The organism is Murimonas intestini (assembly GCF_024622195.1).
GTDB lineage: Bacteria > Bacillota > Clostridia > Lachnospirales > Lachnospiraceae > Murimonas > Murimonas intestini.
This window is the reverse complement of the sequence record NZ_JANKBI010000002.1, coordinates 403,285-427,283: the sequence shown is the minus strand read 5'-3', so window position 1 is coordinate 427,283 and position 23,999 is coordinate 403,285. Positions and strand designations below refer to the sequence as shown.

Genomic DNA, 23,999 nt, shown 5'->3' with positions numbered 1-23,999 from the left:
AGCTGCTTATGCCTATTGACGAAAGGAGTTACACTATGGCTAAGAATTTTGGAAAATTTTTATTAGGAACTGCAATCGTAAGCGCAGCTGTTGCAGGAGGGATTGCTTACTTCCATAAATGCAAACAGAAGGATGAATCACTGGATGATGACTTTGACGATTTCCAGGACGAATTCGATGATGAGGATCTGGACGAAGAGCCTGCTCCTTCACGCGAATATGTGACAATACCAAAAGAGCCCAAGACTGAGGATGGGACTACAGCTGAAGAAAGTACATCAGCCAAAGAAGCGGCAGATTCCACTGATGAGACACCAGAAGAGGAAGAAAATGCCGGGGCTGAGGATGATAATCTCCCTGAAGAGGAAACCGTAAAACCCGAAGCTGAAGAAGAAAAGACTGAAGCTGAAGAAGAAAAAAACGGAGCTGAAGAAGAAAAGACTGAAGACGCGGCTGAGGATACAGCTGCTGCTGATAAAGAAGAATAAACCCTGCCGCAAAGTCAAAACCGCCGTATCTGGATATATAAACTCCCGATGCGGCGGTTTTAACAAAATATGTGGCTTGAAATTATTACCGGCAGGTATTTACAATTGCCAGCAGACATTCTCTAAGTGATCTCTGCTCAAATTCATATCTGGGCGACTTCACCTCTGCCGCCTTCATAGCATCGGCATTCAATACACAGTGCATAATACTTGCAACTGTCTTTAATTTCTCCTCATTTTCCGTACTGCTGACCTGCTTCAAAAAAAGATACAGCATTTGCTGATACTTGTAAGCCCAGTCTGCCAGCCCCTCATATTCATAAGCAGCTGAAAGAGTCATGCTTGTCCCATACAGCTTTTTAGACATATCCATTTCTGCAAATTCATTAGAGCGCTTAAGGAGATAATCGATCATCTCCTCATTTCCCGGAGCCTTAGGAGCATTTATGACACTTTCCCTGATAAAGCATGATACATATTCATCCCAGATTTCCATAAACAGCTGCTGCTTGCTCTTCCACTGCCTGTATACAGAACCAACGCTGTAACCCGCTGCATCTGCAATATCCTGTATTGATGTCTCCTCATATCCCTTCGTCAGAAACAGCTTCTTCGCCGATTCCTTTAATTCATTTCTCGTCATCTCAGATTTTTCCTGCTGTCTCGTCCCCATTCTCACTCCCCGATTCCTCATTTTCTAATAGCTATATCAACGTTACTGTTCACATGTCACCGTCCCGCGAAGCGTGTTACAGGTCACGGAGTGAACAGTAACATATTAACACCTCACCGCTTTTTTGTAAATCATAACTGGTTATTCCGCTAAACGGTATTTCCTCATTGACTTTTCCCAAAAAATCCCGTACTATAAAAAGTGAATCTAATTCATTTTATGATTTCAATTCACTAAGGAGGGTTTTTATGAACACAAATTATCCAACTCTGCTGTCGCCAGGAAAAATCGGCAGCCTGGAGATCAGGAACAAGACAGTCATGTGTGCAATGGGTATGAGCCAGTCAGATCATGGACATGTAAGCCCGGCTGTTATCAATCACTATGCTGAACGTGCCAAAGGCGGTATCGGCCTTATCATGGTGGAGGTGACATGTGTTGATACACCGCTGGGACTGAATACTTCCAGAATGCTGGTAATCGATGACGATAAATATATTCCCGGAATGACGAAGCTGGCTGAAGCAATACATGAAAATGGAGCAAAGTGCCTGCTGCAGATCAGCCACACAGGACGCGGCGCCAGAAGGGCTATCACCGGCAGCCAGCCAGTCGGCCCCAGCGCCGTAGCCATGCCTTATTCCTTTATGATGGGGCTGAGCAATGAAGAACCCAGGGCGCTCACAATTGATGAGATACACGCAATTGAAGAAAAATATGCACAGGCTGCACTGCGCGCCAAAAAATCAGGCTTTGACGGAGTAGAGATACATAGTGTGGGTTATTATCTGGGGGAACAGTTCCTCTCTTCCACTGCAAATGTCCGGACAGACGAATATGGCGGAAATCCGGAAAACCGGGTGCGCTTCCATCTGAATATCATACGCAGGATACGTGAGCTCTGCGGTGATGATTTTACGATCGCAGTAAAGCTCAGTGCAGTTGAACAGGGGGAAGATGCAGGTATTACAATGCAGGATGGCATGTATTATGCAAAACGCTTTCAGGATGAAGGCGTGGATGCCCTGGAGGTTCTTGCAGGTACCTGGAAGAAAGAGGCATCAATGGAGGATATGCCGGATACAGCGTCACCAAAAGGGCAGGCTGTCGGGCTGTGCATGGCTTTAAAGATGGGAATCCAGCAGATGACAGGCTCACCCGCCACGATCAAAATGATAGGCGGAGGACGGGCTCAGGATCCCAATGTAGCGGAGGCGGCACTGACATCCGGACAGTGTGACTTTATCTTTATCGGAAAAGGAGTATTAGTACAGCCAGACCTTGTAAATCTCATAGATCAGGGCCGTGAGGACGAGATACGTCCCTGTCTGGGCTGCGGAGTATGCATCGATTCTCAGCTTCAGGACGGTGAATGTGCCAGATGCTCAGGAAATGCTGTCCTGGGGCATGATGATAATGACTATACGATCCCCATGGCAGAAACTCCAAAAAATGTGGTAGTTGCAGGCGGCGGTGTGGCAGGAGTGGAAGCTGCCAGAATAGCTGCAAAACGCGGCCACCACGTCTCATTGTATGAGCGGGGTGACAGAATCGGCGGCCAGATGTTCTACGCAGTGGCTCCTCCCCACAAAGAAAATATGATCCCGCTGATCCCATATCTGGAACGTCAGCTGGAATTGAATCATGTTGATGTTCATCTTGGCAGTACACTGACAGCCCAGGATATTCTCCGGATGAAACCAGATGCTGTTGTCTGTGCAACAGGTGTAAAGCCTCCTGTACTTCCTATTCCCGGCTTTGACAAGACAGTGTCTGCAAAAGAGATACTCACCGGCAGAGAATCCGGTGACCGGATCGTCATTATAGGAGGCGGTGTAGTAGGATGTGAGACAGCTGAGTATCTGGCCGAAAAGGGCAAAAAGGTGACTGTTATTGAAATGCTGGATACTATGGCCGGAAAAATGGTGAATGTGGCCCGCACCATACTGATGGGACATCTGAAGGGACTGAATGTAGAATTATATACCTCCTGCCGCTGTCAGGAGATCACAGATACTTCTGTGACTTATCTGGATGCTGACGGCCAGGCACACACTATACCTGCCGATACCGTCATCGCCGCCGTAGGTGACCGGGCTGATGCATCTCTTTACGAAGAATTAAAGGGCAAAATAGATGAAGTGTACAATGCAGGTGACAGTGTACAGCCTGACTCCATTGCAACCGCTGTATCACAGGGATATTACTGCGGACTTAGTCTGTAAGGGACAACTCTGAAGCACCAGCGGTTTTGGCTGCGGAGCACCCGTGTACGCTGATATGGACCAAAAGGTAAAATGTCTAAAACAGGCTGCCGCAAGATGAAATCCCTCATGCGGCAGCCTGTATTAATTTTATAGGCTGTGCCATGCCCTGCCAAGTCTTCTGACAGCTTCCTCTATTTCTTCTTCCTTCATATTTGCATAACCCAGCATCACTGTGGCCTGTATGCCGGGCAGCGCTCCTCCCTCACTGACAGTCGTCTTTTCCCGTATATCTTCCGGGATATCCACACAGTAATCTGACAGACCGTAGACTCTTACACCTTCATTTGCTGCTTGGTCTATGGCTTTCTGTTCCCCCATTCCATTTACAAATTCCAGAAGAATATGAACTCCTGCATTTTCGCCTGACACACGGCAGATGTCAAGGATGCCATTCTGCTTCAGGCATTCCAGAAGCAGGTCATGCCGTCCTTTGTAGACAGCCCTCATTCTGTTGAGATGGCGTTCAAAATGACCTTCTTTCAGAAATCTCGTTATGATCATCTGATCCACCCTGGAGACAGTTGATGAGAACAGTGCGCCTCTTCTCTGATACAGTTCCAGAAGACTGTGGGGCAGCACCATATAGCTGATACGGATAGACGGCGCGATAGATCTGGAAAATGTTCCTATATAAACTACCTTTCCCGCATTATCATACCCCTGAAGGCTTGGGATCGGCTTTCCTTTATAACGGAATTCACTGTCATAGTCATCCTCGATGATGTACCGCCCTTCCTTTTTCACAGCCCAGCGCAGCAGCTCCATCCTGCGTCTGATCGGCATGACAGTACCCAACGGATACTGGTGTGACGGCATCACGTATGCCATCTCCGCCCCGGACTTCTCCAGCGCATCCACCTTCATCCCCTCCTGGTCCATGGGGATCGTCACCATTTCCTTTGAGAGCATCTTCAGAACCCTGTAGGCCTTCATGTAAGTAGGATTTTCCATGGCTATCTTATACTCCCTGCCGCAGATGGTACACAGAAGCATAAGCAGATAGTCATTTCCTGCCCCGACGATCACCTGTGAGGCAGTACAGTTGACCCCCCTGGCCTGGTGGAGATACTCTGCTATCGTCCTGCGCAGCAATATCTCCCCGTTTGGATCGCCCAGCTGGAAATAATCATGGTTTTCCTCAGACAGGATGGACTTAGACACTTTTCTCCATGCACTCTGGGGAAAACTGGCCACATCTATGCCATACGGTGAAAAATCATAGTCATACCTGGAGTTTTCTTCCTCTTTATCTTCCTTTTCCTCTTCTGTCTCCTGCTTCAGAAAGCAAAGCCCATCCAGTTCACTTACAAAATACCCCCTGCATGGAATTGATTCAATATAACCTTCTGAGAGGAGCTGCTCATAGGCCAGATCCACCGTGCTCCTGCTTACCTGCAGATACTTAGCCAGATTTCTGGAAGAGGGCAGCCTTTCTTTAAAAGGCAGCCCTCCTGCTTGTATCTCTTCCTTTATATATGCATATATCTGTTCATACAGAGGCCTGGAACTCTTTGTATCCAGGCTGATCGTAAGTTCTGTCATCTTTTACCTCTGATATTGACCCATACGCTAAGCTACTCAGCCTTAGGCAGTTTAAAGGAACTCTTTAATGAAACTATCCTGTTAAATACAAGGGCATCCGGTCTGGAATCCCTGGCATCTACACAGAAAAAGCCCTGACGGACAAACTGGAAACTTTCATATGCTTTGGCATCTGAAAAATTCGGTTCCAGATAGCAGTCCTTTAAAACAGTCAGAGAATTCGGATTCAGATTCAGGCTGCCGTCCTCATTATAGACACCTTTTTCTTCATCAATAATATTTTCGTAAAGGCGTACTTCTGCCTTGACAGCCGTTTTGGCAGCCACCCAGTGGATGGTTCCTTTTACCTTGCGCCCTGCAAAACCTGAACCGCATTTTGTCTCAGGATCATAGGTGCAGTGGATCTCTGTCACTTTTCCGTCCTCATCCTTTTCGTAGCTGACACATTTTACAAAGTATGCGCCCATAAGGCGGACCTCATTTCCCGGGAAGAGCCTGAAATATTTTTTAGGAGGATTCTCCATAAAATCTTCCCTGTCAATATAGAGCTCTCTTCCAAAAGGAACTTTACGCGTACCCAGGCTTTCATTCTCAAGATTATTATCAATATCCAGATATTCCATCTCATCTTCCGGATAATTGTCAATGATCAGCTTTACAGGATCAAGTACTGCCATCATACGCGGGCGTTTCAGCTTTAAGTCTTCCCTGATGCAGTATTCCAGCATAGCATAGTCAACGGAACTCTGGCTTTTACTCACTCCGCACAGCTCCACAAACATCTTGATCGATTCCGGTGTAAAACCTCTGCGGCGCAGAGCTGCTATTGAAACCAGCCTGGGGTCATCCCAGCCATCCACGATGCCTTCTTCTACCAGCCTTTTAATATAACGTTTTCCTGTGACTACATTTGTCAGATAAAGCTTGGCAAATTCTATCTGTTTTGGCGGCATCTCATATTCCAGTTCCCTGACTACCCAGTCATATAGAGGCCTGTGGTCTTCAAATTCCAGTGTGCAGATAGAGTGTGTGATGCCTTCAATTGCGTCCTCGATAGGATGGGCAAAATCATACATGGGATATATGCACCATGTATCGCCGGTCCTGTGATGGTTCATATGAGCCACCCTGTAGATGATCGGGTCACGCATATTAATATTCGGGGAAGACATATCTATCCTGGCGCGAAGTACCTTCTCCCCATCTTTATATACACCATTTTTCATGTTCTCAAAAAGCTCTAAATTCTCTTCAATGCTTCTGTTTCTGCAGGGGCTGTCCTTTCCCGGTTCAGTAAGGGTCCCGCGGTATTCTCTGATCTCTTCCGGGAGCAGGTCACAGACATATGCCTTTCCCTTTTTGATCAGCTTTACAGCTGCCTCATACATCTGTTCAAAATAGTCGGATGCAAAGAAGAGCCTGTCCTCCCAGTCAGCGCCCAGCCATTCAATATCCTTCTTAATAGACTCTACAAACTCTACTTTTTCCTTTGTCGGGTTTGTGTCATCAAAGCGCAGATTAAAAGTGCCGTTGTATTTCTGTGCCAGCCCGTAATTCAGCAGTATAGATTTGGCGTGCCCTATATGCAGATATCCGTTCGGTTCAGGCGGGAAACGTGTATGCACCGTATCGCAATGGCCCTCTGCCAGATCCTTCTCAATGATCTGCTCAATAAAATTCTTGGAAATAATCTCCTTTTCCATGATACCCTCCAGTTAACTTTTATAATAGCTGCCCATAACTGCTAATTCAGCCATGTCAGCTGCTTTATGTGATATTCCATCATAGCATAAAATATGGAAATTGACAACGGGGCAGTTCATATTATTTCAGCTGCGGACATAAAATTTACCATAAAACCCTTTTGGGAGGAAATCCATGTTGAATATCCAGGATATGTCTTTTGCCTCATCTTCTCCATACCCAGAAATCGCACCTGCCTGTCAAAATAACGTCTATGCCAGCTGGATGCAGGACAATATGGGCGGAGCCAACTCAGAGATGACAGCTGTCTCCAGCTATATCTATAATAACCTTATTACACACAGTTATGAGGAAATCTCTTATATTTTTCACAAGATCAGCATTGTTGAGATGCATCATCTGAACATATTCGGACAGCTCACCCTGCAGCTGGGAGGAAATCCAAGGCTCTGGACCCAGCGCGGCCGCAGCCGGCTTTACTGGACGCCAGGCTACAACAAATATCCCACTGCCCTTCCTGCAATAATGGAAAATGTGCTGCACAACGAGCTTGCAGCCATTGAAAAATATGAGCGCCAGATGGCCGCCATCCAGGATGAGAATATCATTGATAACCTGAAGCGGATCGTGGAAGACGAACAGATACATGTGGAAATATTCCGTGATATCATAAAAGAGTACTGCATGAAGCAGCAATAACTGCCAAAAACCTTTTTGTTTTGTGAATGACCCCATATTTATGGTGAATAACTGATTTTTTTGGGGTATGGTTCCTGTTATACTTGAAATGTAAATTAAAAGGAGGATACCATTATGCAGATAAATCAAAACTTAATGCGCCAAAATCACACACCGCTTAGACGTTCTAATTCACAATTCCAATGGATCGTCATCCACCATGCAAATAAACTGGAGGATGCCCGTGAACTTACAGACTACTATAAAAAGAACGATGTGGGGGCATCTGCTGATTTCTGGGTAGGCTTTGCCGGTGATATATGGCAGGGGAACGATTACAGAAATTTCTATTCCTGGTCTATAGGCGGAGGAGTGCAGGGGGATGGGCCCCATCCCTATTTACAGGTGGCCCTGAACACTAATTCTGTCAGCATAGAGATGTGCGTACATAAAAGAAATCAGGACACAATGAATGACACGGACAAAGACTGGTATTTTGAGGATGCTACTGTAGAGTCGGCTGCATGGCTGACTGCCCATCTTATGGAAGAACTGAATGTAGATATCGACCATGTGATCCGTCACTATGACGTGAACGCTAAGATCTGCCCCAACCCGTTTGTCTACGACAACGATAAGACTACCTGGGCTGGATTTAAAGATAAAGTTGTGAGATATTTGGGCGGCGGCAACGGCAGCCCGGATATTACCTACTATGTACAGGCAGGGGCATATAAAGATAAAGCTACAGCAAATGAACAGGCTATCTTGATGAAAATTCTCGGTTTTAAAGTAGATGTGGCATTTACCGACGATCTGTATAAAATCGAAGCAGGGGCGTTTAAGGACAAAGACAAAGCTGACGCCATGTGCGAAAAATTGAAAAAAACCGGCTTTACAGCTGTAATAACAACCGGCTGAGGTACTTCTCAATATGAAAGCTTCATAAACCATCTTTGTTTTGTGAATGACCCCATATTTATGGTGAATAACTGATTTTTTTGGGTATGGTTCCTGTTATACTTGAAATATAAAGCAAAAGGAGGATACCATTATGCAGATAAATCAAAATCTAATGAACCAAAATCACACCCCGCTCAGACGTTCAACTTCACAATTCCAATGGATCGTCATCCACTATGTGGGAGCGCTGGGGGATGCCCGTGAAAATACAGACTACTATAAAAACAACGATGTTGGGGCATCTGCTGATTTCTGGGTGGGCTTCGCCGGTGATATATGGCAGGGAAATGATTACAGGAACTTCTATTCCTGGGCTATAGGCGGAGGCCTGCAGGGGGATGGGCCGCATCCCTATTTTCAGGTGGCCCTGAACAGTAATTCTGTCAGCATAGAGATGTGCGTACATAAAAGAAACCACAACACAATGAACGCCACAGACAGAGACTGGTATTTTGAGGATGCCACTGTAGAGTCTGCCGCTTGGCTGACAGCCCATCTCATGGAGGAGCTGGATATAGACATCAACCATGTGATCCGCCACTATGACGTGAACGCCAAAATCTGCCCCAACCCTTTTGTCTATGACAACGGCAACACTACCTGGGCTGGATTTAAAAATAAAGTTATGGGATATTTAGGCGGTGGCAGCGGCGGTGGCGGATCGGATATCACCTATTATGTCCAGGCAGGAGCATATAAGGAAAAGGCTGCGGCAGACGAACAGGCTGCCTTGATGAAATCCCTTGGTTTTGATGTATATGTTGCATTTATCGACGGACTGTATAAAATCGAAGCAGGTGCGTTTCAAAACAAGGACAATGCTGTTGCCATGTGCGAAAAACTGGAGAAATGCGGCTTTCCAGCTGTCATAATAACCGGCTGAGGCACTTCCCAATATAGAAGCTTCATAGTATAAAACAAATAATAACCTGATGTTACGCAGATATGATCTTGCGAAACATCAGGTTATTATCATTATACTTCCATCTGCCCCTTCAGATATGTCAGAGAATCAGCTGCTGATCTGTAGATGGGACTTTGAGGTCTCCGTGCTGTCACACAGCCCCACTGTATGCCGTCACATGCTTTCAGGACTGCTTTCCAGTTAATGCTTCCTTTCCCAACTGTACCGGATGGCATGTGGTGGGTACATTCCAAAAATGTAGTGTCAGACTCCTCATCAATCTGGTAATCTTCAAACTGGACACACAGTGTTCTGTCTTTAGTCTTTTCAAGCCATTCCAGAATATACGCTCCCCCTACTGTCATATCGTAAGTGTTCCACTCCACCATAAGCGCATTTGTCTGAGCCAGGATCTCTTCGATGACAGGCTGGCCTTCCCTGCGTATAAAGCAGGCTGCCTTTACCCTCAGCGCCAGGCTGATCCCCTGCTCTTTTGCAGCAGCAGCGGCCCCTTCCAGTACATTGGAAATCTCTTTTACACGGCCAGCGTCCAGAAGGGCTTCTCTGTCAAGGCCGGTGAAACTGATATATTCACATCCCATTTCCAGGCAGTCTTTTAAGAGCTGTTCCCGTTTATCAGTCTCTTTTAGCATACTGTAATCATCCACCAGAAGGCCGGCGGGCAGTAGATGGCACTCCTCTAAATACTTCTTTTGCTGCACTGCAGGAAGTCTTGTCTTTGAAACATCCAGCATGACCCCCTCGTAGCCGGCAGCACTTATTTTTTCCAGTGCTGTCCTTATATCATTTGCCTCTGTCATTTTATCCGCACAGGTCCGCAGATAAGGAATCATTTCAGAAGAAACCGCTACTTTCACGTTTCTACCTCCTCCTTTTACATCACTCGATGTTCAGTTTGTCCCGCATATAATTAAGGGAAATCTGAAGGCTTGTAAACGGATCTCTTGCTGTCTGATCCTGCTCTACAGAGAACCACTCGATCCCGTTTTCATAGCATGCCTTTGTAATCGGTTCCCAGTTTATATTTCCCTGGCCTACTTCCAGGAACTGTCTTGGCACATTTCCCAGGCTCGTCTCCCTGCATCTGAAGTCGATCCCATAATCTTTATAGTGGATTATGCTTGTTCTTCCCTTCAGCTTTTTCAGCCACTGTACAGGATCTCCGCCTCCGGCTACCAGCCAGTGTACATCTATCTGGAACCACACAACGTCCGGATCTGTATTCTCTATGAGAATATCCAGTCCTGTCTTTCCGTCAAGTTCAGGGAAATTGCGCAGCTCCTGGGCATGGTTATGGTAAATAAAATGGATCCCTGTCCCCTTGTAAGGCTCTGCCAGTTTATTTACCATCTCCGCGTAAGCCATAAAGCCCTCAGGGCTCCCCATCATATTTCCTGGAATAGACTTCAGACAGACAGAACTGCATTTGACAATTTCTGCTTTCTTTATGATTTCTTCCGGATTTGCCAGATCTCCGTCAATTGTGATCGCCTGAAGGCCGTATTCATCAAGAGCCTCCTTCTGCTGGGCAGGCGTCCAGAATTCTCTCTGTCCTAATTCAACTCCCTTATATCCCATATCTGCTATTTTTTTCAGTGTTTCCCTTGTCTGTTTCTCTGTAAATATGTAATCCCTGATAGTCCATCCACATACTCCGATTGGCATAATATTCCTCCTCTACTTTAAACCCAGTTTTCTTAGTTTTTTATATGAAATCTCCACCGCATCAAAAGGATCCCTCTCATATGTCTGATCCTGTTCTACAATGTAAGCTTTGATGCCAAGGGATTCTCCCAGCCTGATGATCTGCTCCCATGGAAGGTTTCCTTCCCCTATCTCAGCCCACTCTTTGCGGACATACTCTGTATCTGAGGCCATGGCAGAATAAGTTACCCGCAGGTCTTTCACATGCAGATACTGCATTCTGCCCTGGCTTTTTCTGATCCATTCCAATACATCCTCGCCGCCTGCCGCTATCCAGTGCGTATCCCAGATAAAGCGTACTGCCTGAGGGTCTGTCTCCTCAAAAATCATATCCGCAGCCCTGCGTCCGCTTTTTGCAAAACGCCGGAATTCCTGTGCATGATTGTGGAAGCTTAAATAAATACCTTCTTTTTTAAGTTCCCGTCCCACTTCGTTCATTTTGGCTATCCCCTGCCTGTAGGTATCCTCATCTCTCCGGTACTCTGCCGGAAGACAGCCGATCATGATCTCATCCTGTCCAAAATAATGGCAGTCCTCAATATATCCTTTTAAATCTCCGGCAATTTCCGGCAGATCAGCGGCATAGCTTGTCATACTGATCCCCAGGCTGTCCAGGACCTCCTTATATTCTTCCTTCGTCATTCCTGCGGCTCTTCCGCCCTGGATAGCCTGATAGCCTATATTTCTTAATTTTTTTAATGTCTCTTTTAAGTCCTCCGGCGTCTGTGTATGCTCCCGTACAGAGTACAGCTGCAATGAAATCTTTGTCATAGACACATCTTTTACCTCCTGTCTGTCAATCATCCAGGCAGCTTTCTGCATCTTCCCCAAAATATCCATGAGGCAGAGGTTTAGGCTGTTCCGGCTGTGATGAGAGTTCGATCGTCCTGCCTTCCAGGCAGCTTTTGTCAATTCCTTCTATAATTTCCAGAGCATGGACTCCCAATTCGCCGTTTGCCCTGGCCTTTCTGTGATTGCGGATAGCCCATGCCATATCCGCCACGCCGATTCCCCTTACGCTGTTATGGCAGGCTTCCCGCTTTCCTGTAAAAGGCGGAGTGTTTTCATCCATATCCACAAAACCGTGAGTGAAAGGCATTTTATATTTCTGTGTATCCCCTTTGCGGATGAGATATATCTCATCTCCGAAAAAGTTCGGATCCGGGCAGTAGAGAGAACCTTCTGTACCATGTATCACAACCGCTGTATCTGTAATGGCGCCTTCCGAGGTGATGCATAAGGTGCCGATACAGCCTCCTGCAAACTGCAGAGTGCCTGTCAGAACAGTTGGGGCGCTCACTGTAACTTCTTCTTTATAATGCTCATTGCACGGATGTGTAAAATATTTTTTATATCTCCTGGAGAACCCGGAAACTTTTTTAACCGGCCCCAGTAAGTTAACAAGTGCGTGCACGTAATATGCCCCCATATCATACGGAATGGCGCTGCCCGGCACCCACATGCCTCCCGGCCTGGGGAAGGGATCCTTTCCTGAAGTCTGATAGCTCCTGACAAGATGGGCATTTACCATAACAGGCTCCCCGATCATGCCGTCATCAATCAGCTTCCTGCAGGTCTGCCATCCTCCGCCCAGAAATGTATCAGGTGTGGCACCCAGATACAGGCCTGAGCTTTCCGCCAGTTCCAGCAGTTCTTTTGCATGCTCATATGTATCTGCGATCGTCTTTTCGCAATAAACATGCTTTCCTGCTTCTAAAGCACGTTTATTCAGATCATAATGGGAACTGGGATATGTCAGGTTCACCACAATGTCGATCCTGGGATCAGACAGGAGCTCTTCTACGCTCATCTGGCTGATTCCAAACTGCTGTGCACGCTCCAGGCTTCTGTCTTCCTTCATGTCAGCGATTCCGATCACATTCAGGATATCGAATGTCCTTGTCATGTTATAGAGATATGTATAGCTGATTTCCCCTGCCCCAATTACTCCTACACCAAATGGTTCTAAATTCATCTTATCTCCTCCGGCTTATATAGTTGTTATTCATTGCCCCATGAACAGTACCTTATATGCGCACCCATTGTTCTTTACATGCGCTCTCGTAAATTTTTTCATTCAGCAGCATACTCCTGCGGCCGTCCTGGAAATCCGCATAGACAGCCGCGCCTTTTCCTTTTTCCATTGAATCATAGAACTGCCTGAATCCGTGATAGATGGCGTCCGCAAACCCCTCTGTATGCCCGGCCGGATAACCTGCGAAAGCCATGGCAGCTTCATCCAGGGTCTCTGCGTCCTTTCTGGATATCAGGACACCTTCCCCTCTCTTGCCGATCCGCAGTTCTTCAGGCTTTTCCAGATTCCAGTTAAAGGAAGCCTGTGTGCCATCCAGATTGATCCACAATTCATTCTTCCTTCCCGCACACATCTGTGAAAACATGGCATTGCCTACAGCGCCATTATCCATTTTAAACAGGACATTTGCCATATCCTCTGTATCTACCGCCACGTTTTCCATGCACCCGGTTTCTTCCTGTTTTTTAAACATCTCATGATACCCAAGGCTTCTCTTCCTCTCAGAATACTGCACCTTAAACTGTCCCAGTACCGCTGTCACCTTCTGCCCCGTCAAATGCTCCAGCAGGTCAAACCAGTGGGAACCCAGATCTCCGATCGTCCTGGTCTTCCCTGAATTTTCTGCCAGCATACGCCATGAGAAATCTGTATCATACAGAAGACAGTCCTGCCAATAGCCCCCCTCTGCTGAGATCAGTTCTCCAAGCGCTCCTTTTGATATTCTGGACTTAAGTTCACGTACCATGGGATAGAAACGGTTGCAATAATTTATATAGTTTGGAACCTTTCCTTTTTCCGCCAGTTCCGCCAGTTCTTCCGCCTCCGCAAGGGACCATGTGAACGGTTTCTCGCACACTGCTGCGATCCCCCTCCTGAGTGCCTCTTTTGCTACCGGAAAATGCAGCTTATTGGGCGTACAGATGTGTACTGCATCCAACTGTTCCTTTTCAAACATCTCTTTATAATCCCGATACACTGCTGCATCCTGTATGATCTGTTTTCTCCGGGACATGTCAGCCTCGTCACATACAGCAGCAATCTCCACATTTCCCAGCCTGTGGAGCGCATCAGCATGAGCGCATCCGATAAACCCCATTCCAACGATTCCAACCCTATACTTTTTCATTCTTGCATCAAACCTCCTATTCAAGTACCGCCGTCTTATCGTGCAGGATACGCTCCATATCGATCGCCATGCCAAGTCCGCTGCCCTCAGGCGCGTTCACCATTCCCATCTCATCTACCACGATCTCTTCAGCCATCCCATACTTCTGGTTGATATCCGGCAGCATTACCTCAAAATAAGAGCAATTTCCCACAGCCAGGGCCACGTGAAGATTTGCAACATTATTCAGGGAATTGGCTCCATGATGGATCTCATATTCCATACCAAAGGCTTCTGCCAGAGCTGCCGCCTTTATAAGAGCTGTGATCCCTCCCTTTACAGCCACATCGCCTCTGAGCTTATCGGTTGCCTTTGCCATCAGCCAGGGAGTGTAGCTCTTTAAGTCCCCGCCAGGATACTCCGTAGCCATGACAGGTATATCCAGCTGTTCGCACAGCTTGCTGTAATTATACAGGTCATGCTCAGGCAGCGGATCTTCAAACCACTCATAAGACAGCCTTTCCAGTTCCCGTCCTACTGTCACGGCCTGGGGATAGCTGTAAGCCCACATGGAATCCAGCATCAGCGCATATCCATCACCTGCTGCCTCCCTGACCGCTTCACAGATCCTTATATCTTCCCTGTAGTCGCGCACAGGGGGATGGATCTTATAGGCTTTCCAATTCATATCCTGATAACGCTTCACTTCATCCACATAAGTTTCAATGTCCGGCAGCACCTGGGAGCTTGCATAAGCAGCTATCTGCTCCCTGCTTCCTCCGATCAGCCTGTAGATCGGCATGCCCGCCGCTTTTCCTGCTATATCCCACAGGGCAATATCCACTGCTCCCACAGCTCTGAATGTAGTATTGCGGAGCCTCTGCCAGCTGATCAGCTCCTTATACAGGCTTTCCCGCATAAGCGGATCTTTTCCCATGAGTACAGGCTTTAATGACGCTATCAGACTGGCCCCATCCTGTTCTGCAGAGTACACAGAAGAACCTAAAAAGGCATGTCCCTCTATTCCCTCATCAGTATAGATACGCAACAGTCCCAGGCTGATGCTGCCCGTCAGCTCTTTTTTATAAGCGGCGTCTTCTGCCTCTTCAAGCCCCTTCCACGGAAACAATGTCAATGTCACATTTATGATTTTCATTCTATATTTCCTCTTTCTCCAAACTCTCTCATTTCCTCAAGAGTCTTTCTTGCCATCCTGCAGAGGAACTCTTCTTCCCCTCCCACAGAGATCAGGCTTGCTCCCCGCCTTATCCAATCCTGGACGATCTTCGGGTTATATCCCATGGAGACACCAAATGGCAGCCCTGCTTTTTTTGTCTTTTCTGCGATCGTATCCAGCAGCTCCATCTCATACGGATCTTCCACCTGCCCCAGCTTTCCAAGAGATGCGGACAGGTCCATCATTCCTACTACTATGGCATCTATACCCGGCACCTGAAGGATCTCATCCAGATTCTTAACCGCCTCTATGTGCTCTATCTGGATGATAGTCCATATCTTCTTCGTTTCTTCCAGATAAGTATCAAGGTCCATGAGCCCGTACTTTATGGCGCGGCCGGGGGCATAGCCCCTGACTCCCGCCGCAGGATATTTGCAGGCGGCCACAGCCCGCCTGGCCTCTTCTGCTGTACATACCATGGGGAAAATGATCCCGTCAGGCCCTAATTCCAGAATCGGTTTAACGACTGCCGGCTCATTGCATCTCACCCTGTAAAAGGCCGCTGCATTATTTGACTGGGCGATCCTGATATGAGAGTTCACATCATTGATCCCGAGAGTGCTGTGTTCCCCGTCGATCCAAATATAATCATAGCCGGCCATGGCAAACAGTTCCACAATATTGCCTTCCGGCCATTTAACATGTGTTCCTACCACCACGCCATTCTTCTTTATCTTTTCTTTTAACTGGTCTATCTGAAACATATCTTCTCCTCCCGCCAGATTCAATCTTCCCTGCTGGCTCTGTCGGGCATGACCCCGTTCATATATTTTACAGCTTCTCTCAATATCCGGGCATAGTCGCCATGGATCACTCCTATGTGGTGGATATATGGTCCGCATACCAGCTTGCGCTCCCATGCCGGCCAATTGTCCGTCTCCATCCATAAATAGTTCCCGCCTGTAGGAGGACCGTCAACACCCTTTGCATTATCAATGAACAGCTGGTAATTCCCCTCGTCATCATCAAATCTTGCCACTGTCAGCGGGCCGCCCTTTAATTCATAGCGTCCCTGGCATTCTACCAGCTTCGGTGTCACGCCGTCTTTAGCAAGTGATTTAGGGAATGGCCCGCAGTGCCATAAAAGCTCCCCGTTATCATTAAATGGATGACGTATTGTCAGATCAGCTAAAAATGCAGTCCCCTCACCTCTTGCAGCTGCAAAAAGCAGTGCTGTAGTGAGCGCTCCGTGAACATCACATTCACACGCTACCGGAAGCCCCTTTTCAGTCGTATCCCCGTTAGCAAAGCAGGGAACGATTCCCAGATGCTTTGGATAAGTGCTCCAGCAGTCAGCAGCGATGGCATCCAGGTTGTACTTTCTGCCCAGTCTTAAGTAGGCGCATTCCAGGGCTGTTATGTTGTCCAGCTCTTCTTCCCTGTTGCCTGTATGGTCTGTATTGTCACAGATGTCTTTGCGCACCTTATTAAATTCTTCGTCTTTTTCTTTCAGAACAGCTTCTATCTCGTCCAGCACCTCTGCAGCAGTCAGCGCAACCACATCCACCTGGAACTTTTCAAGCAGCTGGTTTTCATTGATCCTGGTGCTCAAAAACTGTCTGGGCCTAACACTCACCTGCCCTATCCTCATGCCTCTGAACTTTTTCACTACACTGACTGTCCGTATAAAATCTTCTATCTGTCCCGGAAGTGACGGATCATCCAGCCAGCAGTTTTCAATATATGTGAATGGGATCTTGTGGCGCTTAAGAGCTTTTCCGCTCACGAACAGGCCGCATTGTGTATCTGACTGCCTGGTGGAAAAATCCTCCGGCGGCACCTCATCCCTGGGTCCCCAGAGAAGCACCGGCTTATTTAATGCCTTTGCAAGCTTTGCCACTGCTTCTTCCTGCCCGAAATTCACATGAGGAACAAACAGTGCATCTACATGACAGCTCTGGAAACGGTCCACTATCTTTGGTATATCTGCAATATCCATCAGCAGTCCATCCGGTACAAGGTCCTCGATGGTCACTACTTCCAGATCAGGGATATCTCCCAGAATCTCATAGACCCTCTTCATGGCTGCGGCTTTTGTCTTCAGCGCAAATTCTCTGGGAGGGAATACATCTCTCCTTGTAGGCGCTACTCCTAATACGATTTTATAATCTCCAAACATGACTGCACACTCCTCTCTTATTTTATACGGCGGATAGCAATAGTCTTTTCCTGGGACATTGTCAGAAGGCTGTATCTGCCTCCCTCTCTTCCGATACCGCTCATCTTGTAACCCCCAAACGGTATCTCAGGGCCTCTCCATGTGCTGCACCCGTTAGAAACTACTGTGCCAGCTTTCAGTTTTGATGCCACACGAAGGCTCCTTGTCATATCAGCTGTAAGGCATCCTGCATTCAGTCCATAAATGGTCTGGTTCGCGATCTTTAAAGCTTCTTCTTCTGTATCAAACCCGATGATTGGGAATACAGGCCCGAATATCTCCATGTCTTTTGCCACATCCATGTCTTTCGTCACATCCATAAGTACTGCCGGTGTAACAAAAGCCCCATCCCTCTGGCCGCCATATACAAGACGTGCTCCCTGGGAAACTGTGTGGGCGATCTGCTCTTCTATTTCCTTCGCAGCTTTTTCATTGATCACAGTGCCGATATCTGTTTCCCGTGACTTAGGATCTCCCATCTTAAAGCCTTTCAGCCACTCTACCAGTTTCTCACAGAATTTATCCTTCACTGAATTATGTACGATGTATCTCTTGGATGAACAGCATGTCTGACCGGAATTGCGGAGCCTCATCCAGCATTCTTCTACTGCCAGGTCCAGATCGGCATCATCAAAGATGATAAACGGATCGTTTCCGCCCAGCTCCATAATCAGCCTGTGCAGATATGGTGCAGAATCCTGACATATCTTAACGCCTACCTCTGTGCTTCCGGTAAAGCTGATAGCATCTACAAGCGGTGTCTTTACAAGATAATCCCCGAGAACACTTCCGCGTCCTGTCACGATCTGAGCCACATCCCCCGGTACTCCTGCTTCCAGTAAGAGCTCCGTATACCTGATCAGAGACAGGGACACATCTGATGGCGGCTTGATCACAATGCTGTTACCCATAATAAGGGCAGCTGCCACCTTCTGTGTAAGGGTATCATACGGGAAATTAAATGGTGCAATGCACACTACCACTCCCAGCGGTTCATATACTGTAAACTGAACATCGCCCAGTTCTCCTCCTGAAGAGAGATCCATAAAGGAGCTTCCCAAAAGATGTCTTGCCTCTTCCACGATATTTTCAAAGATCCCCACTGTCACTTCCAGGTCATCTTCGCACTGGTAAATAGGCTTTCCCATTTCCCTGCAGAGCAGTTCTGCCAGTTCATCTTTATGGGCTCTGAACACTTCCGGTATCCTTCTCATTATTTTAGAGCGGTCATCCATAGACATGCTGCCCCATTTTTCTTTTCCTGCCTGGGCGATTTCCAGGCATCTCTCAATATCCTCTTTTGACGCTGACGGAAAAGTATCTATTACCTCTCCAGTCGCCGGATTTACTGCATCTATTGTCTGATTATTGCTGGCTCCCACTTTAGCGCCGCCAATTAACATTTCCATGATTTTCCTCCTGTTATGCCTTATTTTCTGAACCGAACAGCTTTATTTTTTTCACTGCTTCTTCGTATACGCCTTCCTGGGCCACGGTACATAAATCAAGATATCCTTTTTCTGCAATATCTGCCTCGATCCTCTTCTTTGCTGCCATTGCCAGGTCCGTATGTATATTTACTTTTGAAATTCCTTCTCTTACACATTCTCTGAACTGCTCATCTGTCAATCCTGAACCGCCGTGAAGCACAAGGGGCAGTTCAAGGCGTTCTGCAAGTTCTTTAAGCCTGTCTACGCTCAGCTTCGGTATCTCTCTGTAGACACCATGTGCCGTCCCTATGGACACTGCCAGAGCATCGATCCCTGTCTTCTCTACAAAAATATCAGCTGTATCCACATCTGTGTACACGTGGTCATCATTTTCTACCATATCTCCCAGGCCTGATACATGCCCTAATTCTGATTCCACTGATATACCCAGCGGCCTGCACAGATCTGTTACCTTCTGTGTGATCCTGATATTTTCTTCAAATGGTTTATCTGAAGAATCTATCATCACAGACGTAAACCCGCATGGCACAGCCCTCTCTATAAGTTCATATGTAAATGCATGGTCCAGATGGATACATACCGGAACTGTATATTTAGCGCCAACTGTTTTAACAATTCCCGGAAAATCTTCCACCTGCATCACATCCTTAAATCCTTCCCCGTATGCAATGATGACCGGCGAGTGCAAATCCTGTGCTGCATTTAGAACTCCCTGAAGCATTTCAATATTAAATACATTAAAATTAGGCACCGCATATTTTTTCTGTCTCGTATCCTTTAATATTTCCTTAAGTGTTACCAATTCCATACGTAGCCATCTCCTTTCCCATTCTCTTCCATAAATTTTCTGACTGTCATAAAATCTGATGCTGCCTTCACAGCCCCTTTCTGTGTCACCGAAAGAGCTGCCGCCGCATTGGCAAACATCGCGCATTGTTTCAGGCTCCAGCCCCTGGACAGGCCTGCGGTAAAGCCTGCCACAAAATTGTCTCCCGCTCCTACAGTATCAGCTACCCTGACAGGATACCCTAAAACTGTTTCAAACTTGTTATCCTCATAGATCAGGCAGCCTTTTTTCCCAAGCTTGATGACTGCCTGGCCCGCCCCCATATTTAAAAGCTCCAGCAGCGCCTCTTCTGTATTATCTTTCCCTGTGATCTCCAATGCCTCATCCTCACTGGGAAGGAAATAGTCCAGCTCCTTTAGAAGGCTGCACAGCCTTTCTAAATTTACACTGTAATCCGGGCTGTCCCTGAATGGGCCTGTGAGCACCGCATCCGCCGAAGTGATCACTCTATTTTTTCTGGCCCTGGCACAGACCTCTGCAACTCCTTCGAAATCCATATCTGAACCTGGTACAATGCTCCCAATATTCAGAACCTTAGCTTTATTTATATAATCTTCTTTCATCATTTCCAGGCATATGCGGTTATTTCCGCCCTGGTGGCACCAGAAATGATGCTTTTTATCCTGCCCCACGGGAATCACTGATATGGTCGTGTCCACCTCTTTATCTACAACAATCCCGGAGGCATCCACATGATTCCTGTTCAATTCCGCCTTGATCAGTTCACCGGCCAGGTCTTCTCCTACCCTGCCCAAAAATGCTGACTTAAGCCCCAGCCTTGACAGGACGATCGCTTCATTTAAAGCGTCACCTCCTGTAGAAATAACCGCCTGCTCCAAATCTCCGTCCCGCTGGTCCATCTCCCGGACCTGCCCTTTAATCAAAACGTCAACCACCGCATGCCCGGCACATACTACGTCATATAATGAAGCTCCCATCATCTTCCTCCCGTGCTTTTCCTGCTATTATTCCATAAGAATCTTAAAAAATCTGTAGGCTCCATTTTCAACCGGCACATCAAAAACCTTCCGGACCGGTTCTTTGGCAGCCTCCACAACATCAAACCTTCTGACCGGGCCTGGCTTAATGGCAGATGGTTCTATGATCTCTCCTGTATCAATATCCTGCAGGGCTCTCACGCCTTCTCCTTTTGTGACCAGTTTTACATCCTCCGGATAAGGTCTGAGTGAAACCACTCCGAATACATTATTGTCATAAAGGAACATGGAATGTTTAGCCTTTGATTCCATATACAGAGGCAGTTCAGGCGCTGCACTTTTAGCAATATATCCTGTCACCTCCGGCGGAAGGAAATAAAGATCACTGAAATTATCCGGCACATTCAGCGTATACATGCATCCGTCACCATAGCAGTCACTGAGCAGCAGCGGGAAATTACATTCGCCTGCCACCATTGCAGCCTCACACCATGTGGCGTTTGTCCGGTATTCAAGTACTTCCAGGCTCACAGGCTCATCTCCTGTATGATGGCTCTTTCTGTTAAGGGTGTAGGAGTCGATCCAGTATTCTCTGCCTGATACCCTTCTGTTCGTAAAGCGTATAGAAGTGAGATCCTTCATTCCCCTGTCGTAAGCTGCCCTTAAAAATCCTGTGGTAATGAGCGCTTTTTTGCCCAAGAGCAAATGCTTCTTTAATTTTTCCACCACATCAGGATCACAGGCTGCCCGTTCATCCAGGAAAATGCTCTCTGTCCGGCCGTCTGCTTCCCATTCCGGCACAGGTTCAAACGGTATTCCCAGCATCCCCATATACTGCATGATAAAATCTTCTCCCACAGACCGCAGAGGTTCATATGCCAAAAGCCCCTCAGGCACTCCTGCCTGGTCCAGGAAATTATCCATCCTCTCAAGTACAGGCGCTAATGGAGGCAGGGCCGGCGAACCTGTCAGTTCACTGAAATTGAAGAGCATCAGCTCCCTGGCTCCTGACAAAAGCGTAAAGCAGGCCTGGTCCACCCAATAGTTCAGATTTCCTGAGGAAAATCCCAGATCAATCCAGCCGCCGCCATTTCTCCCCGGGGCAGTCCGCTCCAGATAGCGGGGCAGGCTGTACGACAGATATCTTGGAAGATGCTGCTGGTCATATACCGTGTTCCTCGTTTCCGTCCCTGTAAAGATCCCTGCGAAGATGTCCTTCTGCCTGTCAGGACAGTAGCCTGTCTCCTGATAAGAATCATACCAGTTTGGATATTTGATGATCACTCTGCACTTAGGATTCACCGCAGCCGCCTGTTCTGTAACTTCCCGTGCAACCTCTTCCATGAGCGCGGTGCGGTACTCTTCCCAGCTTTTCGCACCTTTCTTTTCAATACATCTCTCACATCTGCATGCTGTAAAAAAGAAATCATCCAAAATTATCTCATCGAACTCTTCCGCCGCATACTTTACAATTTCCAGATATCTTTTTCTGTAAGCCGGCTCCGAATAACAGAGCACGTCAAATATGCTGTTTTTCTTCATTCCTTCAACACTCAGTGTGGAAGTTATGCCGCCTGCCACCTTTATCCCATTCTCCTGAAATTTATCCTTAAACTGTCTTAATTTCTCACGCGGGATATCAAAAGGTCCGCGGTGCACTTCCAGATATACTTTATCCAGGGGCACATATCTGTTAAAATAATCGATCCCCTTTTGGATATCATTTGCATCAGCCTCTGATAAAAAATTTGCATGTGCATAAGAAGCTATTTTGAAATTCCGAAATCTGTCCATATTGTTCTCCCGTTTCTGAATGGATGTCATTATTACCGCAGGCAGCCTGCCAGGCGGACATGCATGCATGTCCGTATGGCGTCTGCCATGTGGCTTGCTGCTTTTTTATTCCTCTCCTGTCCCGAAGGAATCCAGGATCGTAATTACCTTATCATTGATCTCATTCATGATATCTTCGACAGGTTTATCTGTTCCAAGAACCATACTGCATGCCTGGGATGTAAGTAATTCTCCCTGAATAGAGTTCATTGCCGGAAATGCGTTCTCAGACGGATAATTTAAAGGTACGGATACTGGCAGAACCTTCTCGATCAGAGCTGCTTTGAATTTATCCTGTGTAAATACATCAAGTGTATATTTTGTCCTGAGTGCCGGGAATGCTCCCATGCCGCCCTCTGTCCACAATGTATCTGAATTCTCCAGCCACCATCTGATAAACATCTTAGCTTCGTCCGGATGCTCTGTCTGCTGGTAAGCCATGATCCCGTTGCAGCCCATAATAGAAAGGCTTGTTCCGCTCGGTGCTGTGAGAGGTGCAAGAAGTTCTACATTGTTATAGAATTCTTCGCCCTGGTCTTTAATAGAATTTGCAAAATCTGCGCTGGTTGGAATAAATGCTGCTTTTCCCTGAAGGAACAGTTTCTGTGCTTCTGCTGCTGTATATCCTGCGCTTCCCGGTGCAATAACTTTTTCTTCTGACAGTGTCCTGAAATATTCCAGAGTTTCTTTTACGCCGTCTGATGTGAAAGCAGCCTGCTTATTTTCATCTATAAAACTAACCCCATTGTTAATAAGGAAAATATTCAGCGGCCATGCGCCTGCACTTTCAATTGCCATTCCATAGAAATCACCGTTTGAAAGCTGCTTGCATGCGTCAAGTAATTCATCCCAAGTAGTCGGTACAGGGATATTATTCTCTTCAAGAATATCTTTTCTGTAGTAGATACATTTTGGGTCCAGATTCCATGGCATTGCTACCTGATGGCCGTTCTGTACGAACTGTTTCATAGCTGTCTCTTCGAAGTCAGCGCTTCCGTCAGCCTTCATCTCTTCCATCAGATCATCCAGCGGAAGGATCTCGCCCATTGCATCAAACTGGAACGGTGAATAGCCTGAACCTGTGCTCACATCAGGAGCATTCCCTGAAGTGATGGCCACATTAAAGGTCTGATAATCTCCATCCCATGGCACTGATGTATAATTAACCGTTATCCCGGGGTGCTCTTCATTAAAACGTTTAACTAATGCCTGTGCTGCTTCCTGATATGCTACAGACCCCCATGGCATATCCCAGAATTCCAGCACTACATCGCCGTCTTCTGATGCTTTTGTCTTGGCAGCCTCTGTCTCTTCCTTGGCTGCTGTCTCAGGCACTGCTGCCTTTTCTGTATCTTTTCCGCTTCCGTCTCCGCATGCGGCCAATGATAATGCCATAGTTCCTGCTAATAATACACTAAATAATTTTTTAACTGTTTTCCTTCTCATAATAA

Annotated in this window: 21 protein-coding genes; 5 read left to right on the top strand and 16 right to left on the bottom strand. The window is 46.9% G+C overall.

The window, feature by feature from the left end; translation table 11 throughout:
- Positions 1-35 precede the first annotated feature (35 nt).
- Positions 36-488 carry a hypothetical protein gene (locus NSB28_RS05850; RefSeq protein WP_257497673.1) on the top strand — a complete coding sequence of 151 codons (453 nt, stop codon included), beginning with the start codon at positions 36-38 and terminating at the stop codon, positions 486-488.
- Positions 489-573: 85 nt separating this feature from the next.
- Here the strand turns inward: NSB28_RS05850 and NSB28_RS05845 are convergent, their stop codons facing one another.
- On the bottom strand, positions 574-1,161 hold the full coding sequence (locus NSB28_RS05845) for a TetR/AcrR family transcriptional regulator (RefSeq protein ID WP_109625625.1): 588 nt from the start codon (positions 1,159-1,161) through the stop codon (positions 574-576).
- A gap of 248 nt (positions 1,162-1,409) precedes the next feature.
- Here NSB28_RS05845 and NSB28_RS05840 point away from each other — a divergent pair, with 248 nt between their 5' ends.
- A complete protein-coding gene (locus NSB28_RS05840; protein ID WP_109625624.1) occupies positions 1,410-3,386 on the top strand; it encodes an FAD-dependent oxidoreductase in 1,977 nt (658 codons plus the stop codon).
- 129 nt (positions 3,387-3,515) lie between these two features.
- On the opposite strand, the gene pdxR is transcribed toward NSB28_RS05840, so the two are convergent.
- Together pdxR and NSB28_RS05830 are read right to left on the bottom strand one after the other, a co-directional pair.
- Positions 3,516-4,970, bottom strand: a complete 1,455-nt coding sequence (pdxR, locus tag NSB28_RS05835; protein ID WP_109625623.1) for a MocR-like pyridoxine biosynthesis transcription factor PdxR — start codon at positions 4,968-4,970, stop codon at positions 3,516-3,518.
- A gap of 32 nt (positions 4,971-5,002) precedes the next feature.
- Positions 5,003-6,673: a glutamine--tRNA ligase/YqeY domain fusion protein gene (locus NSB28_RS05830; protein ID WP_109625622.1), complete on the bottom strand. Its 1,671-nt coding sequence runs from the start codon at positions 6,671-6,673 to the stop codon at positions 5,003-5,005.
- A 175-nt stretch (positions 6,674-6,848) separates the two neighbouring features.
- Between NSB28_RS05830 and NSB28_RS05825 the strand changes: the two genes are divergently transcribed.
- From NSB28_RS05825 to NSB28_RS05815, 3 genes are all read left to right on the top strand, one after another.
- On the top strand, positions 6,849-7,373 hold the full coding sequence (locus NSB28_RS05825; protein WP_109625621.1) for a ferritin-like domain-containing protein: 525 nt from the start codon (positions 6,849-6,851) through the stop codon (positions 7,371-7,373).
- 114 nt (positions 7,374-7,487) lie between these two features.
- Positions 7,488-8,273: an N-acetylmuramoyl-L-alanine amidase gene (locus NSB28_RS05820; RefSeq protein WP_109625620.1), complete on the top strand. Its 786-nt coding sequence runs from the start codon at positions 7,488-7,490 to the stop codon at positions 8,271-8,273.
- A 133-nt stretch (positions 8,274-8,406) separates the two neighbouring features.
- The gene (locus NSB28_RS05815) at positions 8,407-9,198 is read left to right on the top strand and encodes an N-acetylmuramoyl-L-alanine amidase (protein WP_109625619.1); all 792 of its coding nucleotides are present in this window, start codon (positions 8,407-8,409) and stop codon (positions 9,196-9,198) included.
- A 92-nt stretch (positions 9,199-9,290) separates the two neighbouring features.
- On the opposite strand, the gene NSB28_RS05810 is transcribed toward NSB28_RS05815, so the two are convergent.
- The 13 genes from NSB28_RS05810 to NSB28_RS05750 all read right to left on the bottom strand — a co-directional run bounded on the left by NSB28_RS05810 (position 9,291) and on the right by NSB28_RS05750 (position 23,994).
- Positions 9,291-10,097, bottom strand: a complete 807-nt coding sequence (locus tag NSB28_RS05810; protein ID WP_109625618.1) for a sugar phosphate isomerase/epimerase family protein — start codon at positions 10,095-10,097, stop codon at positions 9,291-9,293.
- A gap of 22 nt (positions 10,098-10,119) precedes the next feature.
- Positions 10,120-10,905, bottom strand: a complete 786-nt coding sequence (locus NSB28_RS05805) for a sugar phosphate isomerase/epimerase family protein (RefSeq protein ID WP_109625617.1) — start codon at positions 10,903-10,905, stop codon at positions 10,120-10,122.
- Between the two features lie 12 nt (positions 10,906-10,917).
- The gene (locus tag NSB28_RS05800; RefSeq protein ID WP_257497674.1) at positions 10,918-11,715 is read right to left on the bottom strand and encodes a sugar phosphate isomerase/epimerase family protein; all 798 of its coding nucleotides are present in this window, start codon (positions 11,713-11,715) and stop codon (positions 10,918-10,920) included.
- Positions 11,716-11,740: 25 nt separating this feature from the next.
- Positions 11,741-12,919 (bottom strand): Gfo/Idh/MocA family protein, encoded by a 1,179-nt coding sequence (locus NSB28_RS05795; RefSeq protein ID WP_109625615.1) that lies wholly within the window; start codon positions 12,917-12,919, stop codon positions 11,741-11,743.
- A gap of 52 nt (positions 12,920-12,971) precedes the next feature.
- Positions 12,972-14,105, bottom strand: a complete 1,134-nt coding sequence (locus NSB28_RS05790; protein ID WP_109625614.1) for a Gfo/Idh/MocA family protein — start codon at positions 14,103-14,105, stop codon at positions 12,972-12,974.
- A gap of 16 nt (positions 14,106-14,121) precedes the next feature.
- Positions 14,122-15,240 (bottom strand): enolase C-terminal domain-like protein, encoded by a 1,119-nt coding sequence (locus tag NSB28_RS05785; RefSeq protein WP_109625613.1) that lies wholly within the window; start codon positions 15,238-15,240, stop codon positions 14,122-14,124.
- Positions 15,237-16,025 (bottom strand): HpcH/HpaI aldolase family protein, encoded by a 789-nt coding sequence (locus NSB28_RS05780; protein WP_187374329.1) that lies wholly within the window; start codon positions 16,023-16,025, stop codon positions 15,237-15,239. The genes NSB28_RS05785 and NSB28_RS05780 overlap by 4 nt, the downstream gene beginning before the upstream one ends.
- Positions 16,026-16,045: 20 nt before the next feature.
- Positions 16,046-17,440 (bottom strand): L-fucose/L-arabinose isomerase family protein, encoded by a 1,395-nt coding sequence (locus NSB28_RS05775; RefSeq protein ID WP_257497675.1) that lies wholly within the window; start codon positions 17,438-17,440, stop codon positions 16,046-16,048.
- Between the two features lie 17 nt (positions 17,441-17,457).
- Complete coding sequence (locus NSB28_RS05770) at positions 17,458-18,888, bottom strand: aldehyde dehydrogenase family protein (protein ID WP_109625610.1); 1,431 nt, start codon at positions 18,886-18,888, stop codon at positions 17,458-17,460.
- A 13-nt stretch (positions 18,889-18,901) separates the two neighbouring features.
- Entirely contained in the window at positions 18,902-19,738 is an 837-nt protein-coding gene (locus tag NSB28_RS05765; protein ID WP_257497676.1) for a class II fructose-bisphosphate aldolase, read from the bottom strand.
- Complete coding sequence (locus NSB28_RS05760; RefSeq protein WP_257497677.1) at positions 19,726-20,715, bottom strand: carbohydrate kinase family protein; 990 nt, start codon at positions 20,713-20,715, stop codon at positions 19,726-19,728. Before NSB28_RS05760 ends, NSB28_RS05765 begins: the two co-directional genes overlap by 13 nt.
- A 27-nt stretch (positions 20,716-20,742) precedes the next feature.
- Positions 20,743-22,509, bottom strand: coding sequence for a hypothetical protein (locus tag NSB28_RS05755; RefSeq protein WP_109625607.1), 1,767 nt, complete (start codon positions 22,507-22,509; stop codon positions 20,743-20,745).
- 105 nt (positions 22,510-22,614) lie between these two features.
- Complete coding sequence (locus NSB28_RS05750) at positions 22,615-23,994, bottom strand: ABC transporter substrate-binding protein (protein ID WP_109625606.1); 1,380 nt, start codon at positions 23,992-23,994, stop codon at positions 22,615-22,617.
- Positions 23,995-23,999: the final 5 nt, after the last annotated feature.

Coding starts and splice junctions, on each gene's coding strand:
- NSB28_RS05815 (WP_109625619.1), top strand. CDS start 8,407: ATGCAGATAAATCAAAATCTAATGAACCAAAATCACACCCCGCTCAGA.
- NSB28_RS05775 (WP_257497675.1), bottom strand. CDS start 17,440: ATGTTTGGAGATTATAAAATCGTATTAGGAGTAGCGCCTACAAGGAGA.
- NSB28_RS05785 (WP_109625613.1), bottom strand. CDS start 15,240: ATGAAAATCATAAATGTGACATTGACATTGTTTCCGTGGAAGGGGCTT.
- NSB28_RS05820 (WP_109625620.1), top strand. CDS start 7,488: ATGCAGATAAATCAAAACTTAATGCGCCAAAATCACACACCGCTTAGA.
- NSB28_RS05760 (WP_257497677.1), bottom strand. CDS start 20,715: ATGGGAGCTTCATTATATGACGTAGTATGTGCCGGGCATGCGGTGGTT.
- NSB28_RS05845 (WP_109625625.1), bottom strand. CDS start 1,161: ATGGGGACGAGACAGCAGGAAAAATCTGAGATGACGAGAAATGAATTA.
- NSB28_RS05850 (WP_257497673.1), top strand. CDS start 36: ATGGCTAAGAATTTTGGAAAATTTTTATTAGGAACTGCAATCGTAAGC.
- NSB28_RS05805 (WP_109625617.1), bottom strand. CDS start 10,905: ATGCCAATCGGAGTATGTGGATGGACTATCAGGGATTACATATTTACA.
- pdxR (WP_109625623.1), bottom strand. CDS start 4,970: ATGACAGAACTTACGATCAGCCTGGATACAAAGAGTTCCAGGCCTCTG.
- NSB28_RS05750 (WP_109625606.1), bottom strand. CDS start 23,994: ATGAGAAGGAAAACAGTTAAAAAATTATTTAGTGTATTATTAGCAGGA.
- NSB28_RS05770 (WP_109625610.1), bottom strand. CDS start 18,888: ATGGAAATGTTAATTGGCGGCGCTAAAGTGGGAGCCAGCAATAATCAG.
- NSB28_RS05840 (WP_109625624.1), top strand. CDS start 1,410: ATGAACACAAATTATCCAACTCTGCTGTCGCCAGGAAAAATCGGCAGC.
- NSB28_RS05800 (WP_257497674.1), bottom strand. CDS start 11,715: ATGACAAAGATTTCATTGCAGCTGTACTCTGTACGGGAGCATACACAG.
- NSB28_RS05790 (WP_109625614.1), bottom strand. CDS start 14,105: ATGAAAAAGTATAGGGTTGGAATCGTTGGAATGGGGTTTATCGGATGC.
- NSB28_RS05825 (WP_109625621.1), top strand. CDS start 6,849: ATGTTGAATATCCAGGATATGTCTTTTGCCTCATCTTCTCCATACCCA.
- NSB28_RS05765 (WP_257497676.1), bottom strand. CDS start 19,738: ATGGAATTGGTAACACTTAAGGAAATATTAAAGGATACGAGACAGAAA.
- NSB28_RS05830 (WP_109625622.1), bottom strand. CDS start 6,673: ATGGAAAAGGAGATTATTTCCAAGAATTTTATTGAGCAGATCATTGAG.
- NSB28_RS05755 (WP_109625607.1), bottom strand. CDS start 22,509: ATGGACAGATTTCGGAATTTCAAAATAGCTTCTTATGCACATGCAAAT.
- NSB28_RS05795 (WP_109625615.1), bottom strand. CDS start 12,919: ATGAATTTAGAACCATTTGGTGTAGGAGTAATTGGGGCAGGGGAAATC.
- NSB28_RS05780 (WP_187374329.1), bottom strand. CDS start 16,025: ATGTTTCAGATAGACCAGTTAAAAGAAAAGATAAAGAAGAATGGCGTG.